We start from the raw sequence: 16809 nt of genomic DNA, 5'->3' as shown, positions 1-16809 counted from the left end.
ACGCTGGAGCGTGAGGAACGATAGCCATGCCCTACGTCCTGCGCTGGCATGTGAGGAATGCCAGGGACTACCTGTTCAATCTGACAGTAATACTTGTCATCACGACTGTTATATAGTCGCACCCTCTCTACCGTTGCCGATGAGTGCCACTATGTTCAACAAAGGATTGTTTCTGGCTTGCGCGCTTGCGTTGCTGAGCGCCTGCGATTCCTCCTCCCCGGATAAACCCGCGCCAGCCGCGGCAGCAACGACCCAGGCAGCGGTTACCGATACAAAGCCCAAACCCGCAGTCGACCTCGCCGCGCTGAGCAAGCGCTACGCAGGGCGCGAACTGACCGTCATCGACGTGTCGGAAATCCAGATCGACGGCGCAAGCGCTTTGTCGGTGAGCTTTTCCGTGCCGCTCGACCCGGAGCAGAAGTTCGGCGAAAAACTTCATCTGGTGGACAGCAAGAACGGCAAGGTCGACGGTGCCTGGGAGCTGTCGGACAACCTCATGGAACTGCGCCTGCGCCACCTTGAGCCGCAGCGCAAACTGGTGCTGGCCGTCGATGCCGGTCTGCAGGCCGTCAACAAGGCCACGCTCGCGGCCGAATACATCAGCCGTCTGGAAACCCGTGACCTGCAAGCCACCGTCGGCTTCGCCAGCCGTGGCAGCCTTTTGCCGACGCGGCTGGCCGAGGGCTTGCCGGTCATAGCCCTGAACGTCGACAAGGTGGATGTCGAATTCTTCCGCGTCAAACCCGACTCGATGCCCAACTTCCTCGCCCAGTGGGACGGCGCGTCGAGCCTGTCCAGCTACAGCTCCGAAGAACTGCTGCCCATGGCCGAACTGGTCTACAGCGGTCGTTTCAACCTCAAGCCTGCGCGCAATACCCGTGAAACCCTGCTGCTGCCGATTGCCGGTATCAAACCTCTGCAACAGCCGGGTGTTTATCTGGCAGTCATGCGCGCGTCGGGGACCTACAGCTACTCGCAGCCAGCTACCCTGTTCACCCTCAGTGATATCGGTCTGTCGGTACACCGTTACAGCAACCGTCTGGACGTCTTCACTCAGGCGCTCGAGGGCGGCAAGGCCCTGAGCGATGTGAGCATCGACGTGTACGACGACAGCGGCAAGGTTGTCGCCCAGGGCAAGACCGACAGCGACGGCCATACTCAACTGCCGCTGCCAGCCAAGGCCGCAGTGGTGCTGGCGCACAAGGACGAACAGACCAGCATGCTGCGCCTGAACAGCTCGGCGCTGGACCTGGCCGAGTTCGACATCTCCGGCCCGCAGGCTCACCCGCTGCAATTCTTCATTTTCGGCCCGCGTGACCTGTATCGCCCCGGTGAAACCGTGCTGCTCAACGGCCTGCTGCGTGACAGCGACGGCAAGAACGTCAAGCCACAACCCATCACCGTCGAAGTGCGCCGCCCTGATGATCAGGTCAGCCGCAAATTCGTCTGGGAAGCCGACGGCAGCGGTTTCTACCAGTATCAATTGCAACTCGCCGACGAAGCGCCCACCGGTCGCTGGCAACTGGTGTTCGACCTGGGCGACGGCAAACCGCAGCTTTATGAATTCAAGGTTGAAGACTTCCTGCCCGAGCGCCTGGCTCTGGAACTCAAGGGCAGCGACACACCGGTTGCGCCTGCTGACAACCCCGAGTTCGATATCACTGGCCGCTACCTGTACGGCGCGCCCGCCTCGGGCAATACCCTGACCGGTCAGGTCTACGTGCGTCCGCTGCGCGAAGCCGTGCCGAAACTGCCGGGCTATCAGTTCGGTTCGATCACCGAAGAAGACCTCAAGCATGACCTGGAGCTTGAGCCAGTTACGCTCGACGCCGAAGGCCACTCGACGCTCGCCGTGCAGAGCGAATGGGCGCAAGCCAAATCGCCACTGCAACTGATTCTGCAAGCCAGCCTGCAAGAGTCCGGCGGACGTCCGATCACCCGTCGTCTGGTGCAGCCGATCTGGCCTACCGAGCATTTGCCCGGCGTGCGTGCGTTGTTCGGCAGCAGTACCGGCAGCGATGACTACGACGACGAAGCCGACAAGGGCGAGGCGCAGACCAACGGCGACGGCCCGGCCGAATTTGAAATCGTGATGGCCGATGCCGCTGGCAACAAACTGGCTGCTGATAACGTAAAAGTCCGGTTGATTCGTGAGCGCCGCGACTACTACTGGAATTATTCGGCCAACGATGGCTGGAGCTACCACTTCAACGAGAAATTCCTCAACCTGAACGAGGAAACCCTCAACATCACCAAGGACTCGACGGCCAAAATCAGCTTCCCGGTCGAGTGGGGTCCGTACCGTGTCGAAGTGGAAGACCCGTCCACCGGCATGGTCAGCAGCCTGCGCTTCTGGGCGGGCTATCGTTGGCAGGACAACACCGATGGCGGCGCGGTCAGGCCGGACCAGGTCAAGCTGGCGCTGGACAAACCGGCCTACAACGACGGCGACACCGCCACGGTGACCGTCACGCCACCCGCAGCGGGCAAGGGCTATCTGCTGGTCGAGTCCAGCGAAGGCCCATTGTGGTGGAAGGAAATCGACGTGCCGGCCGAGGGCAAATCGTATGAAATCCCGCTGGACAAAAAGTGGGCGCGCCACGATCTGTACGTCACTGCTCTGGTCATACGGCCCGGCGAGCGCAAGGCCAACGTCACGCCGAAGCGCGCCGTGGGTGTACTGCACCTACCGCTGGACCGTGCGCAACGCAAATTGGCGCTGACGGTCACCGCACCAGAGAAAATGCGCCCCAAACAGCCGCTTAAACTCAAGATTGTCGCCAAAAATGCTGATGGCAGCGTGCCAAGGCAGGTGCAAGTGCTGGTGTCGGCAGTGGACGTCGGCATTCTCAACATCACCCGCTACGCCACGCCTGACCCGTTTGCCAGCCTGTTTGGCCGCAAGCAGTATGGCGCGGACCAACTGGATATCTATGGTCAGTTGATCGAAGCCGGTCAGGGACGCCTGGCCAGCATGGCGTTCGGTGGCGATGCGCTGGCCAAAGGCGGCAAGCGTCCGGACACCAGCGTGACCATCGTGGCACTGCAAAGCGCACCGGTTACCCTGAACGACGCGGGTGAAGGCGAGGCGAGTGTCGACATTCCAGACTTCAACGGCGAACTGCGGGTCATGGCTCAGGCCTGGACCGACGACCGCTATGGCATGGCCGAGGCAAAAACAATCGTTGCTGCGCCGATCATCGCCGAGCTGTCGACGCCGCGCTTCCTCGCAGGTGGCGACCAGACCAGCGTCGCGCTGGATGTCTTCAACCTGTCGGGCAAAGCGCAAAAGCTGGACGTGAAGATCAGCGCTGAAGGCCAGTTGAGCATTCCTGGCGGCGATCAGAGCAAACCCTTGCAACTCAAAGAGGGTCAGCGCGTCACCCTTAAAGTGCCGGTACTGGCGCAGGGTGGACTGGGTCAGGGCAAAATCAAAGTGCTGATCGAAGGTCTGGACCTGCCCGGTGAAACCCTGCCCGCCTTCACTCGCGAGTGGAACATCGGTGTACGCCCAGCCTACCCGGCGATGCTCAGGCATTATCGCGCCACTCTCAACGAGCAAAGCTGGAGCCTGCCGGACGGTGCACTTGAAGCCTTCGAGCCTGCCGGTCGCGAAGCCATGCTGTCGCTGTCGAGCCGTCCGCCGCTGAACATCGGTGAACAGATTCGGGCACTGAAAGCCTACCCTTACGGTTGTCTGGAGCAGACCGCCAGCGGCCTGTATCCATCGCTGTATGCCGACGCGGCGACCCTCAAGCGCCTGGGCCTGACCGGCGAACCGGATGCCGAACGCAAGCGCAAGGTCGAAATCGGCATCGAGCGCCTGCTGGGCATGCAACGTTACAACGGCAGCTTTGGCCTTTGGGGTTCGGACAGCGACGAGGAATACTGGCTGACTGCCTATGTCACCGACTTCCTGCTGCGCGCCCGCGATCAGGGCTTTGCCGTACCACCGGACGCGCTGAAGAAAGCCAGTGAACGTCTGCTGCGTTATTTGCAGGATGCCAATTACAGCCAGAACGCCGAACATACGCGCTTTGCCGTGCAAGCCTACGCGGGGCTGGTGCTGTCACGCAGCCAACAGGCTCCGCTGGCGGCCTTGCGCAGCCTGTTCGACCGACGCAGTGACGCCCGCTCCGGGCTGCCGCTGGTACAACTGGCGGTCGCATTGGAGAAGATGGGCGACAAACCGCGTGCCGATCTGGCCCTGAGCGCCGGCCTGGCAGTCAGCCGCAAAAATGAATGGCTGGCCGACTACGGCAGCTCGCTGCGTGATCAGGCACTGATTCTGGCCTTGCTGGAAGAAAATGATCTCGCCAGGGAAAGGCGTGACGAGCGCCTGTTTGCCCTGGCAGATGAAGTGGCCGCCAATCGCTACCTGTCCACTCAGGAAAGCAACTCGCTGTTCCTTGCCGGTCGTAACCTGCTGGGTAAAGCGGAGAAGGACTGGACCGCCAGCCTCACCAGCGGCACTCAAACCCGCGAGTTGAGCAACAAACAGCCGGGCCTCAAGCTGGACGGTGCGCTGCTGGCCTCGCCGCTTTCAGTACACAATCAAGGCAGCGAACCGCTTTATCAGCAACTGACCGTCTCCGGTTATCCAACCCAGACGCCTGCAGCCGGTGGCGAAAACCTGAGCATTCGTCGCGAATACCTGAGCCTGAGCGGCGCGCCACTGAACGTCGGAGCCCTGAAAACCGGGCAGCTGGTGCTGGTACATCTGGAGATTGGTGCCAAACAGCGCGTACCGGATGCGTTGGTGGTGGACTTGCTGCCTGCGGGCCTGGAGCTGGAAAACCAGAACCTGGCGCAAAGCTCGGCAAGCCTGGAAGACGCCAGTGAAGAAGTAAAGACGATCCGCGAGTCGATGGAAAACGCCGGGATCAAGCATCAGGAATACCGCGGTGATCGTTACGTGGCGGCGCTGGATATCGACGGCAGCAGCACCGTGCACCTGCTCTACCTGGCCCGCGCAGTCACGCCGGGAACATACCGCGTGCCGCCGCCGCAGGTCGAATCGATGTACCGCCCGAACTGGCAGGCGCTGGGTGATGCACCCGCGCAGATGGTGGTAAAGGGCAAATGATCGCTGACTGACTGATTGGTTGGTTGGAATGCGTACCTGTGGGAGCGACCGGGGCGGCGATCCGCATTGTTCGCGAAGGGGACGATACATCCGCTGAAGATGTATCGTCAGGAATAAAGCCTTCGCGAACAAGTTCGCTCCCACAAAGAGTGCGCGTTATCTCAAAAGATTCCGGTCGCTCCCAAATATGGATGCGCAGTGGTGGTGAAGGGCAAATGCTTGACTGGAATGCGTACCCGTGGGATCGACCGGGGCGGCGATCCGCATTGTTCGCGAAGGGGACGATACATCCACTGAGGATGTATCTTCAGGAACAAAGCCTTCGCGAACAAGTTCGCTCCCACAAAGGCACGCGCTTAAGGCGTGGAGGCGGAGTTAGCGCATCAATGAATGATCCAGCTCAGCAACCACAGGCCCAGCGCCAGCCAGATGATCCCGAGGATGATCGAGGCGCGCATGAATGCCCGGACAGCCGAGTAAAGCAGCATCAGGCCGATGATCAGTGCGACGATGCTGATCAGTGAAGTGTCCATGCCCAGCGTGCGGGACAGGCCATCGACAAAATTTCCTCCAGCATGGGTAAACCCGTTGAACAACCACGCCAGACCGTCGACGAAGAAGCGAATCACCGCGCCGATGGCCTGCCCGAGCCATTCAAAAAAGCCTTCTACCTGCATATGTACGTCCTGATTGGAGTCGTGAAGAAAATGATCTGTCCGCTTTGGCCGTCGCAAGGCGTGTCAGGTTCCGTGGATCATAAAGGCTCTTTGCGTTGAAACCTGAATTTCTTCTGCGCCTGCGGCAAAAACTCAAGTGGCTGGCAGGCGCGATCATGCTGCTGATCGCCCTGCTTTGGCTGGCGGATCGCCTGTGGCCGTTGCCACTGCCCAAAGACGATCTGGCCCGCGTCGTGCTGGCCGAGGACGGCACACCGCTGTGGCGCTTTGCCGATGCCAATGGCGTGTGGCGCTATCCGGTCAGCAACGAGCAGGTTTCGCCTTATTACCTTGAAGCCCTGCTGACCTACGAAGACCGCTGGTTCTACAGCCATCCTGGCGTAAACCCGCTGGCGCTGGTGCGCGCCACCTGGCAAAACCTCAATGGCGCGCGCGTGGTCTCCGGTGGCAGTACGCTGTCAATGCAGGTGGCGCGGCTACTCGACCCGCACTCGCGAACCTTATCCGGCAAGTTTCGCCAGTTGTGGCGCACCTTGCAGCTTGAGTGGCACCTGTCCAAGGATGAAATCCTCAGCCTGTACCTCAATCGCGCGCCGTTTGGCGGCACGTTGCAAGGGGTGGCGGCCGCCAGTTGGGCATATCTGGGCAAATCCCCACACAATCTGACTCGCGCTGAGGCTGCATTGCTGGCGGTGCTGCCACAGGCGCCCAGCCGTCTGCGTCCGGACCGTCATCCACAACGGGCGCAAGCTGCGCGCGACAAAGTGCTGAGGCGTCTCGCCGAGTTTCAGGTATGGCCGCAAGCCAGCGTGGACGAGGCTCTGGAAGAGCCGTTATGGCTGGCACCGCGACAGGAACCCAGCCTTGCGCCGCTGCTGGCCCGACGCCTTAATCGCCCCAACAGCCCGCCGCTGATCCGCACCACGCTGGATGCCTCACTGCAACGGCGCATGGAAGACCTGCTGATGGGCTGGCGCGCGCGCCTTCCGGAACGGACCTCGGCAGCGATTCTGGTGGTCGAGGCAGAAAACATGGCCGTGCGCGCTTATGTGGGTTCAGTGGACATCAACGACGCCAAACGTTTCGGGCATGTGGACATGGTGACGGCGCTGCGTTCGCCCGGCTCCACCCTCAAGCCATTCCTGTACGGCATGGCATTGGATGCCGGACTGATTCACTCCGAATCACTGATGCAGGACGTCCCGCGTCGCTATGGCGACTACCGGCCGGGCAACTTTTCGACCGGTTTCGGCGGGCCGGTGGCAGCCAGCTCGGCGCTGTCGATGTCGCTCAACCTGCCTGCCGTGCAGTTACTGGAGGTCTATGGACCGAAACGCTTCGCCGCCGAACTGCGCAATGGCGGCGTACCGCTGACCCTGCCGCCGCTGGCCGAGCCGAATCTGGCGCTGATTCTGGGAGGTGCGGGCAGTCGGCTGGAGGATTTGGTGACGGGATACAGCGCCTTCGCTCGTGGCGGGCGAAGCGCCGATGTTCGCTTGCAACCGCAGGACCGATTGCGCGAACGGCAGATGATATCGCCAGGGGCCGCGTGGATCATCCGGCGCATCCTCAGCGGCCAGTCGCGTCCGGACATAGACCCGCGCGCCGAGCTGGTGCAGCGCCCGCAACTGGCCTGGAAGACCGGCACCAGCTATGGCTTCCGCGATGCGTGGGCGATTGGTGTGGGGCCGCGTTTTCTGGTCGGTGTATGGATCGGTCGCCCGGACGGCACACCGGTGCCGGGGCAGTTCGGGCTGGCGTCGGCAGCGCCACTGATGCTTCAGGTTCATGATGTGCTGGTCAATCGCGACAGCCAGCGCGGGATCGCTGCGCCGGTGCAACCGGTGCCGCTGAATGTCGGCGTGGCAGCGATCTGCTGGCCGCTGGGGCAACCGATGAGCAAAAGCGACCCGAACTGCCGTCGACAGCGCTTCGCCTGGACACTGGACGGCACCACGCCGCCAACCTTGCAGGCGGCCGATCAACCGCTCGGCCTGGGCTTGCAGGAACGTGTCTGGATCAACGCCAAGGGGTTACGCGTGGCTGCCGGTTGCCCGGACGCTCAAGCACAGGACATTGCGCTTTGGCCTGCCCCTCTGGAACCCTGGCTGCCCAGGGCCGAACGACGCGAAGCCCGCCTGCCACCCGCCGACCCGGACTGTCCACCACAGAACCTCAACCTGGCACCGCCGCTTAGCATCGTCGGCGTGCGCGAAGGCGATAACCTGCGCCTGCCAGAGAGCAGCCGTCAGGCGCTGCGCCTCAGACTCTCGGTCCTGGGCGGCAGCGGACATCGCTGGTGGTTCATTGACGGCGCGCCACTGGCGGACACCGACACCCGGCAAGACTTCACCCCGACCCTGAGCAAGCCGGGCCGTTATCAATTAAGCGTACTGGACGAAAGCGGCCAGACCGCGAGGGTTGAATTCAGCGTGGTGGAGTGAAGGGTACGAAAACGCTGTGGTCACTGAACCTGAAAGATTTTCGGCTCGGGGAACAGGTTATTGAGCGTTTCCAGCAGACGAACGTGGTAGATGGGTTTGCGGAACAGGTCCAGCACATGCAGGCGCAACAGGTCGCTGACGTCGTCCATGTCGGCGTGCCCTGAGGTCACGATGACAGGCAGGTGTTGACGCGATGTGTGCTCGCGCAGGTGGCGGATCAACTGGATACCGCTTTCCTCCGGCATCCGCAGATCGGTAATCACCAGCGCGATGTCCGGATGGGCTGTCAGCTGGTGCAGGGCCATTTTCACGGACGACGCCGTGAAACAGCAGAACCCCTCGCCTTCGAGCAGTTCTGCAAGCTCCTCGTTCGCGTCCTCTTCGTCATCAACCAACAGCAGCTGTTGGCGGGTAGGATGGACAGCCATTTTGACACCTTTAAACGTGAATAAATGCGATCAGGATATCCAGATTACTCCTGTTGAAAAAGGCTATCTACTGACATATTTCCATCTGTGCTCAACTCACAACGCATTCTGAATAGTTGTAAACATTGCAGTGATCCTGCCGCTTATCGTGGGAACAAAAGCAACGATAGCCACTGCAACCATCGCTGCGATCAAGGCGTACTCTATACCCGAAGCGGCTTCACGATCTTTGATAAAGGATTTAACCCGGATATAGGTACCTACGTATAGCCGTGTAAGGGACATCTCATTTCTCCTTGTGCCTTCTAGGCGCGAACATGCGTGTCACATGCGAAACTGTCTGCCTGCACAGCATTGTCTCCAATCCGTAAACCCACAATCTCAACAAAGCATTAACCGGAAAGTTATAAGACTGGCCATCTCCTGCGTCTGGCGTGGTCAAACGCTATGTTGTTCATGCAACAGCATTTTTATACCAAAGCACAATGGCATTCTGAGAGCCATGAGCTAACGTCACATAACGGACGGGAACGTCGTCCGCCGCGCCACATTGCGAAGTTGTCGCACCAGTTTGAAGTTGTCCTGCAATGACAGAGGGAACGTTGCCATGAGCAGTCGCATTACCATGGTGCTTGCTGTCCTGTTTTTGCTGGGAGCGTTGATTGCCGGTTATCTGGGAATCGCCGTCAGCAAACCGGCCGAGGCACCTGCAGTTGTTACGCCGCCAACGGTGCCTGTCGCCACCGAAATATCGACTCAAACGCCCCCGACTCCGCCCGTCGAGGATGCGCTGCGCCACAACGTAGTGGTTTTGGCCCGGGACGTACCGGCCTATACCCCCATCACGGCTGAAGACCTGACCGTAGAGCGCCTCAAGGTCGCGCCGCCTGGAAGTTTCGAGCACATCGACAAACTGGTGGGCCGCAGCACTTGGCGAACACTGACGGCCGGAACCTGGCTTAGCGAGAACAGTTTTGAAGCAGGCGGCACACTGGCGCGGATGATTCACCCTCATGAACGAGCGCTGGCGTTGCAGGTTGACGAGGTGATTGGCGCATCCGGGCAGCTCAGCCCAGGCGACTATGTGGATGTGCTGCTTTACCTGCCCGAGGACACCAGCAACCTGAATCGCTCCAGCCAGGTGGTCGTACCCGCCCTGCGAGTTCTTGGAATTGGCGGGCTGCTCGGCCCGGATCGCAACGGCAAGCCGGTGCAGGACATCAACGCTGACGAACGCCTTAAACAGGAACAGCTGCGGATCAACGCGCGAACCGTCACCGTCGCGGTGCCGGAAGCGTTGCTGGCACGGCTGATGCTGGCGTCGCAAACCGGTGTCCTGCGTCTGGCCGTGCGCAGCGCCGACGAGGGCAACCTTCAGAATTACTGGGCGAGCGAAGCCGGTAGCCGTGATGCCGCCGAACGACTGGACTCTGCCAACCGCCAACTGGTCAGCTTCAGACAATTGAGCCTGGGCCCGGCCAACTCGCCGACACAGGGCGCAGCCACTCGCACGCCTCGCGCAGTCGAGGTCATACGCGGTAACCAGATCACGCAACAAACTCCCTGATTGAGCAAGGATTGCATTTGATGAGCTGTTGTTCCGTGCCAGTAACAAAACCCCGGCTGCTGGCGTTAGCCTTGGCGGCGCTGTCTGCACAATCAGCCTGGGCCGCTTCCGGCAGTTGTGCAGGACTTGCTGCAATGCCAGCGGCGGTGGAAATCGATCAAGGCATTCAGCAGGAAGTGCGCTCACCTGTGGCCATCACCAGCATTGCCGTCGGCGACCCGAAAATTGCCGATGTGCATGTCAACGGTACGGATGGTTTTCTGTTGACGGGCGTTGCGCAGGGCACGACCAGCCTGATGGTCTGGACCGCCTGCGCCACCGCCCCGCGCCAGAGCATGGTATTTGTACGCGGCCGGGCCACGGCATCGATGATAGAGAGCGTCACTGCGCCATCTGCTGATGCGGAGTTACCCAGCCAGGTGCAGACCGACATCCGCTTTATCGAAGTCAGCCGCACCAAACTCAAGGAGGCCAGTACCTCGATATTCGGCAAGGGCTCGAACAACTTTCTGTTCGGCGCGCCTGGTACGGTTCCCGGCGTAAACGTCACCCCCGGTACGGTGAGTGGCACAAGGCCGAGCATTCCGCTGAACAACAGCAATTTCAATATTGTCTGGGGCGGCGGCAGCAGCAGCAAAGTGCTGGGCATGCTCAACGCCATGGAAAACAGCGGCTACGCCTACACCCTGGCCCGCCCCAGCCTTGTTGCGCTCAATGGGCAAAGTGCAAGCTTTCTGGCAGGGGGCGAGTTCCCGGTGCCTGTGCCCAATGGCGAGGGCAATGGTATTTCCATCGAGTACAAGGAATTTGGCGTACGCCTGACCCTGACGCCGACAGTAGTGGGCCGTGACCGAATCCTGCTAAAAGTTGCCCCCGAAGTCAGCGAACTGGATTTCTCCGCCGGTATCACCATCGCCGGCACAAACGTGCCGGCGCTTAACATACGGCGTACCGACACCAGTATCGCGCTTGCCGACGGAGAAAGCTTTGTGGTCAGTGGGCTGATCAGCTCCAGCAACGTCGGCTCGGTAGGCAAATTTCCCGGTCTGGGTGACATCCCCATTCTCGGCGCGTTTTTCCGCAACTCGCAAATCCAGCGCGATGAACGCGAACTGCTGATGATCGTCACCCCGCACCTGGTTCAACCGCTGGCCGCAAACGCGCAATTGCCCTCGCTGCCGGGTGAGGGGCTGCGCACCTACGATCCAAGCTTTCCGCGCCTGTATTTTCTGGAAAACGGCGACTTTGACCGTCGCGACGGGTTATCCAAATGAGCCAGAGCCTGAGCCAGACCTTCCTGGCAATCACCCGTAACAACGTTGATCTGGAATGGCTGCAAAGTGCCTTGGGCTCACTGGGCCAAGTGGTCAGCGCAGGCACCGGCAGCCTCGACGATCTGCTCGCACTGGTGGACGTGACCTTTGCCAGTGTGGTGTTCGTCGGGCTGGACCGTGAGCATCTGATGACCCAGAGCGCCCTGATCGAGAGCGCGCTGGAAGCCAAGCCGATGCTGGCCATCGTCGCGCTTGGCGATGGTATGGATAACCAGCTGGTGCTCAACGCCATGCGTGCCGGGGCGCGGGATTTCGTCGCTTACGGCTCTCGTTCGAGTGAGGTCGCCGGCCTGGTCAGACGCTTGAGCAAGCGCTTGCCTGCCGTGACGCCCAACCCGAACATGAGCGGCCTGTCAGTGCTGTATGGCGCGCAAGGCGATGACGACGGAGCCTTGATCGCAACGCACCTGGCGATGGTGGTGCACAAGACCGGGCAACGCACGCTGCTGCTGGACCTCGGCCTGCCGCGCGGCGACAGCCTGCTGATGCTCGGCCTTGAATCCACATTCAGCTTTGGCGATGCCCTGCGCCACTTGCGCAGGCTCGATGCAACGCTGATCGACAGTGCGTTCACCACCAGTGAAAGCGGTCTGCGCATTCTGGCGTACAGCGAAGCCGACGATCATCTGGAGCAGTCCAGCGCAGCGGAGCTTTATATGCTGCTCAGCGCCCTGCGCCAGCACTTTCAACATGTGGTCGTGAACCTCGTGGGCCAGCCGGACAGCGAGGCACTGCGCTCGCTGGTCAGCCATTGCGATCAGTTGCTGTGGTACGCCGACCAGAGCGTACTGGGCTGTCGACGCAACCTGACGGTGCTTAATAACTGGCGTGAGAAAGGCATGAGAATGCAACATGCTAGCCTGCTGATTGATCGCTATCAGCGCTCGGTCGCACCCAATTCGGAAACCGTGGCCAAGACCTTCGGCCTGCCGGTGCAGGCCGTATTGCCGCTGGCACCAGAGCTGCGCCTCAACGCCAAAAACCAGGGAGTGACGCTGTTCGAGCTGGCCTCACGCGACGCGTTGTGTTCCGGGCTGCGTCGGCTTGGCGAGCATCTGGCACGCAATACCGAGGCTCACGACAAACCCGATCAGGGCTGGCTCGCTCGACTGTGGGGGAACAGGTAATGGCGGAAAAACTGTTTGGCGTCTCGTCGCGTGGCAGCGGGCAAGCCGATGATGGCCAAGGCCTGAAACTGGTGTTGCACCGTTACATCATCGACGGCATCGAAGAAAGCGGCAAAAACCTGCTCGAAGGCTCACGACCGGCACTGGCGCAATTTGTCATCGACAAGGTGGCCGAATACGTTGCGCGACTGCGGCTGGCTATTTCGCGCTATGAAATGGAGCGACTGGCCGAAGAGCTGGTCGATGAGCTGACCGGTTTCGGCCCGCTTGAAGTGTTGCTGCGCGACACGTCGGTCACGGAAATTCTGGTCAACGGGCCGGGCAAGGTATTTGTCGAACGTGATGGCGTGCTGCACCACACCGACCTGCGCTTTATCGACTCGCACCACGTCGAGCGCGTGATGCAGCGCATCCTCGCGCCACTCGGGCGGCGCCTGGATGAATCTTCGCCTATGGTCGATGCGCGTCTGCCCGACGGCAGCCGGGTCAATGCCATCATCCCGCCGATTGCGCTGGATGGCCCTTGCCTGTCGATCCGGAAATTTCGCAAGGACATGCTCAAGAGCGCAGATCTGGTGGCCATGCAAACCATCGATCAGTCCATTTTCGAATTTTTTCAGGAAGCGGTCGGCAAACGCTGCAACATCCTCGTCAGCGGCGGTACCGGCACAGGCAAGACCACCATGCTCAACGTGCTGAGCCAGTTGATCGACAGCAACCAGCGCCTGGTCACTATCGAGGACGTTGCCGAGCTGCAGCTCAGCCACCCGCACGTGGTGCGTCTGGAAACCCGCCCGCCCAATGCCGAGGGGCATGGCGAGGTGCGCGCCAGCGACCTGATTCGCAACTCGCTGCGGATGCGCCCGGACCGCATCATCCTCGGCGAGATCCGTGGTGTCGAAGTGCTCGATGTATTGACGGCGATGAACACCGGCCACGACGGTTCCATGAGTACCGTTCACGCCAACAATGCTCAGGATGCTCTGCTGCGCCTGGAAACGCTGGTTGGCCTGACCGGGCGACTGATACCGGAAAAAACCCTGCGCCAGATGGTCTGCGCGGCGCTGGATGTGATTATCCAGCTGGCGCGCCTGCCTGATGGCCGACGCTGTGTCAGCGAAGTGGTGGAGGTAGTCGGCATACGCGATGACATCTATGTCACCAATACATTGTTCCGCCTTGATCGCCGCACCGGGGTCGGCTTCATGCGCGAAGCTGCACACGCCGCAGGCGACAAGCTGCGGCCAGGCTACTGACGTGCTCAGGGAGGCGGCGCAATGAATGCATCACTGGTACTCGGCCTGATCTCCTTGCTGCTGCTGACTGCGTCCATTCGCATGTTCTACCTCGCGCTCAATCAGGGCGCCAGCGAACGGGTCAGGCAGCGTCTGACCGCCGGACAGGTTCAGCCTGTGGTTGAAAAGGCTGGATGGACCTACCTGGATCGGGCCTTTTTGCGTGCAGGGTTGGGTCGACCGACCGAGCGCATGGGCTTGGCTTTGTCGCTCTATGCCTTGTTGATCCTGATCGGCTACGGACTGGGCGGCGGCATCGGCGCGGTAAGCGCGCTGCTGGCGGTGCCGCTGACCCTGCGCCTATTCGTGTCGTGGCGCTATGAGGTGCGTGTGCGCCGCATGATCCAGCAATTGCCGCAACTGCTCGACCATACCGTACGAAGCCTCAAATCAGGCAGAACCCTCGCCGACGCGGTGCTGCACGGCATCGAAGCAACAGATCAGCCACTCAAGGACGGCATGAGCCGTATCGAGCGGAACGTGCAACTGGGCGTCAGCCTGCCGGATGCCGCGAGGGATTTCGCCGAGCTGTATGAACGCGACGAGTTTCATCTGTTTGCCCTTGGCTTGCGGGTCAATCATCGATATGGCGGCAATGCCAGCGAGCTGATGGAAAACCTGATCAAGCTGATTCGTGACCGGGAACAGGCCGGTCGCCAATTGCGCGCAATGACCGGTGAAACCCGCATGACAGCGCTAGTGCTGGCGCTGCTGCCGGTCGGCATGGCCGGCTACTTTCTGACCGTGAACCCCAGCTATCTGTTGCATATGTGGAACGATGACAGCGGGAAGATCATGTTGAGCATGGCCTTCGTCCTGCAGGCAACAGGGTGCGTGGTGCTGTGGCGCATGTTGAGGAGCATTTAGATGGAATTGTTACTCGCTGCCGTGATGCTCGCCGCTGCCGCATTTCTGCTGCTGTCCGGCATGGCTCGGCAACGCCGTAACGAACGCTTGGTGGCAAGACGATTGAGGGGCCAGGTGATTCGCGAAAGCCGCATCGGCAGCCTGTTGCGATTGCTCGGCGATACCCGCATTGGCCAGCGCAGCATCAGCCTGGACTCGGAAACCCAGATGTTGCTCAATCGAATCGGCTGGCGGCGCGCCAGCAAACGCTCATTGTTTGCCGCATGCCAGGTCGGCGTTCCGGTCGGCCTGATGGTCGTGGTCATTGTGGCCCAACTGCTGCTTTTCAAAGGCGTTGAGCAGCCACTCATAGCGCCGGTATTTGCCTTGGGAATCGGTTATCTGCTGCCCAAACGAATTCTCGCGGCCGTCGCTCAGCGCCGCCAGAAACAGGTGGTGGTGGAAATTTCTACGTTTATCCCGTTGCTGCGCATCCTGTTCGAGTCCGGCATGGCCGTCGAGCAGGCGCTACGCGTGCTGAGTCTTGAAGGTAAAGACTTGCTGCCGGTGCTGTCCGAGGAAATTCGCGTGGTACTGGTGCGGGTCGACTCAGGCCTGGAACTGGGCGAAGAACTGCGAAAAACCGCGGCCTTGCTGGCCGTCGATGAGTTGAGTGACACATGTGTGATCCTCAATCAGTTGATTCATCAGGGCGGCGGCGCATTGAAGTCTCTGCTCACGCTCAAGCAACTGATTGACGACCGACGCCTGACCCGCCTGCAGGAATATATTTCCAAACTGTCGGCAAAGATGTCGGTGGTCATGATGGTGTTTTTGTTTCCAGCCCTGCTGATCGTATTGGCGGGCCCTGGATTTATCGCCATAAGTCGCGCACTGGGCAGTTGAATCCAGTGTTACCCGTGCACGAAAGGACGCATTGCAATGAAACCAGTGATCGCACTACTCGGGCTGCTGTTGCTGAACGGATGTACCAGTGATGGCAGCGCGCTCTGGACACAAGCCACGGCTCAGCCCGGCCAATGCCCCAAACTGACATCGGATCAGGAGTTCTCCCTGAATCTGGCTCAGAACATGGCAGATGAGGGACGCTTGCATGCCAGCCTCGCCAATCTGGAAAGCCTGCCGGACAGCCTGGGCGAGGTTCGCCTGCGCAAGGCACGGGTATTGCGGCTGTTGGGCAGCAACGAAGCCGAGCCGCTGTATCGCAGCCTGCTGGGCACCTGCCGGGCAGCCGAGGGTGAGCATGGGCTGGGACAACTGGCTGCGGCGCGTGGCGACAACGTGCTGGCCCAGCAACATCTGCTCATGGCCAGCAAACTGCAACCGACTGACGAAAAAATCCGCAACGATCTGGGCGTTGTCTATCTCAACCAGTTGAAACTGGAACAGGCGCGCTTCCAGTTCCTCACCGCCATGGAGCTCAAACAGTCCGATCCGCTGGCGGCAATCAATCTGGCCACCTTGTTGATCTACCAGAACAAATGGACGCAAGCCGCCGAACTGGCCTCTCGCGCCGGGTTGACACCCGAGCAGATAACCGAGGCCCAGGCGCGAGCCGAAAAAATCGGAAAAACCCGCGCCACACCTCTCGCGTCCGCCAGTACAACAGGAGCACAACCATGAAAGGCGCACTCGTCGGCAGCATTTTCACCCTGTTTATCGTCAGCAGCGCCTGGGCTGCGAGCGACGAGCAATCACCTTACGCGCAGAAACAGACTGAAACCTGGCTGCAACTGCAAGCCAGCGGCAAGGCTGCATCGCCGACGCCGCAAATCAATACCGCCGCCGAGCGTGACCTGAGCCTGCAACGCTGGCTGGAAACCTACAAGTACAAAATCCCCGAGTACTACGAACAGGAGGCTGGCGGCAAGTTTTCAGCGGGTAGCAAATAGCCTCGCGGGGCGGTTCTGTTACCTGAATGACACCGCACCTTACAAACCTCCTGTCAGCAGGCCGCGAAACACTCCGCTATCATGCGCGGACT

13 protein-coding genes are annotated in these 16809 nt (G+C 60.7%); 10 read left to right on the top strand and 3 right to left on the bottom strand.

Going from position 1 to position 16809, the window contains the following annotated elements; genetic code table 11:
- The first annotated feature begins 151 nt into the window (after positions 1 to 151).
- Positions 152 to 5086, top strand: coding sequence for an alpha-2-macroglobulin (locus LJU29_RS04305; RefSeq protein WP_257111699.1), 4935 nt, complete (start codon positions 152 to 154; stop codon positions 5084 to 5086).
- Between the two features lie 383 nt (positions 5087 to 5469).
- Here the strand turns inward: LJU29_RS04305 and LJU29_RS04300 are convergent, their stop codons facing one another.
- The gene (locus LJU29_RS04300; protein ID WP_002555356.1) at positions 5470 to 5763 is read right to left on the bottom strand and encodes a hypothetical protein; all 294 of its coding nucleotides are present in this window, start codon (positions 5761 to 5763) and stop codon (positions 5470 to 5472) included.
- A 95-nt stretch (positions 5764 to 5858) separates the two neighbouring features.
- Between LJU29_RS04300 and pbpC the strand changes: the two genes are divergently transcribed.
- Positions 5859 to 8207 carry a peptidoglycan glycosyltransferase PbpC gene (gene pbpC, locus LJU29_RS04295; RefSeq protein ID WP_257111698.1) on the top strand — a complete coding sequence of 783 codons (2349 nt, stop codon included), beginning with the start codon at positions 5859 to 5861 and terminating at the stop codon, positions 8205 to 8207.
- A gap of 20 nt (positions 8208 to 8227) precedes the next feature.
- On the opposite strand, the gene LJU29_RS04290 is transcribed toward pbpC, so the two are convergent.
- Positions 8228 to 8635 carry a response regulator gene (locus LJU29_RS04290; protein ID WP_002555358.1) on the bottom strand — a complete coding sequence of 136 codons (408 nt, stop codon included), beginning with the start codon at positions 8633 to 8635 and terminating at the stop codon, positions 8228 to 8230.
- Between the two features lie 96 nt (positions 8636 to 8731).
- The gene (locus LJU29_RS04285) at positions 8732 to 8920 is read right to left on the bottom strand and encodes a Flp family type IVb pilin (protein ID WP_002555359.1); all 189 of its coding nucleotides are present in this window, start codon (positions 8918 to 8920) and stop codon (positions 8732 to 8734) included.
- Positions 8921 to 9242: 322 nt separating this feature from the next.
- Between LJU29_RS04285 and cpaB the strand changes: the two genes are divergently transcribed.
- The 8 genes from cpaB to LJU29_RS04245 are packed head-to-tail and all read left to right on the top strand — an operon-like array spanning position 9243 to position 16717.
- Positions 9243 to 10202, top strand: coding sequence for a Flp pilus assembly protein CpaB (gene cpaB, locus LJU29_RS04280; RefSeq protein WP_257111697.1), 960 nt, complete (start codon positions 9243 to 9245; stop codon positions 10200 to 10202).
- Between the two features lie 20 nt (positions 10203 to 10222).
- The gene (locus LJU29_RS04275) at positions 10223 to 11476 is read left to right on the top strand and encodes a type II and III secretion system protein family protein (RefSeq protein WP_257111696.1); all 1254 of its coding nucleotides are present in this window, start codon (positions 10223 to 10225) and stop codon (positions 11474 to 11476) included.
- Positions 11473 to 12663, top strand: coding sequence for a CpaE/TadZ family protein (locus LJU29_RS04270; protein ID WP_057453045.1), 1191 nt, complete (start codon positions 11473 to 11475; stop codon positions 12661 to 12663). Before LJU29_RS04275 ends, LJU29_RS04270 begins: the two co-directional genes overlap by 4 nt.
- A complete protein-coding gene (locus LJU29_RS04265) occupies positions 12663 to 13919 on the top strand; it encodes a TadA family conjugal transfer-associated ATPase (RefSeq protein ID WP_002555363.1) in 1257 nt (418 codons plus the stop codon). Before LJU29_RS04270 ends, LJU29_RS04265 begins: the two co-directional genes overlap by 1 nt.
- Before the next feature lie 21 nt (positions 13920 to 13940).
- Positions 13941 to 14825, top strand: a complete 885-nt coding sequence (locus LJU29_RS04260) for a type II secretion system F family protein (protein WP_002555364.1) — start codon at positions 13941 to 13943, stop codon at positions 14823 to 14825.
- Positions 14826 to 15710 carry a type II secretion system F family protein gene (locus LJU29_RS04255; RefSeq protein WP_002555365.1) on the top strand — a complete coding sequence of 295 codons (885 nt, stop codon included), beginning with the start codon at positions 14826 to 14828 and terminating at the stop codon, positions 15708 to 15710. It begins immediately after the preceding gene.
- Positions 15711 to 15746: 36 nt separating this feature from the next.
- Positions 15747 to 16448 carry a tetratricopeptide repeat protein gene (locus tag LJU29_RS04250; protein ID WP_057453047.1) on the top strand — a complete coding sequence of 234 codons (702 nt, stop codon included), beginning with the start codon at positions 15747 to 15749 and terminating at the stop codon, positions 16446 to 16448.
- The gene (locus LJU29_RS04245; RefSeq protein WP_005753139.1) at positions 16445 to 16717 is read left to right on the top strand and encodes a DUF3613 domain-containing protein; all 273 of its coding nucleotides are present in this window, start codon (positions 16445 to 16447) and stop codon (positions 16715 to 16717) included. The genes LJU29_RS04250 and LJU29_RS04245 overlap by 4 nt, the downstream gene beginning before the upstream one ends.
- The last annotated feature ends 92 nt before the right edge of the window (positions 16718 to 16809 follow it).

This window comes from Pseudomonas ficuserectae (assembly GCF_024584585.1).
In the GTDB taxonomy this organism is placed as follows: Bacteria; Pseudomonadota; Gammaproteobacteria; order Pseudomonadales; family Pseudomonadaceae; genus Aquipseudomonas; species Aquipseudomonas amygdali.
The sequence above is the reverse complement of the archived record's forward strand: the minus strand, read 5'-3'. Positions and strand labels throughout refer to the sequence as shown.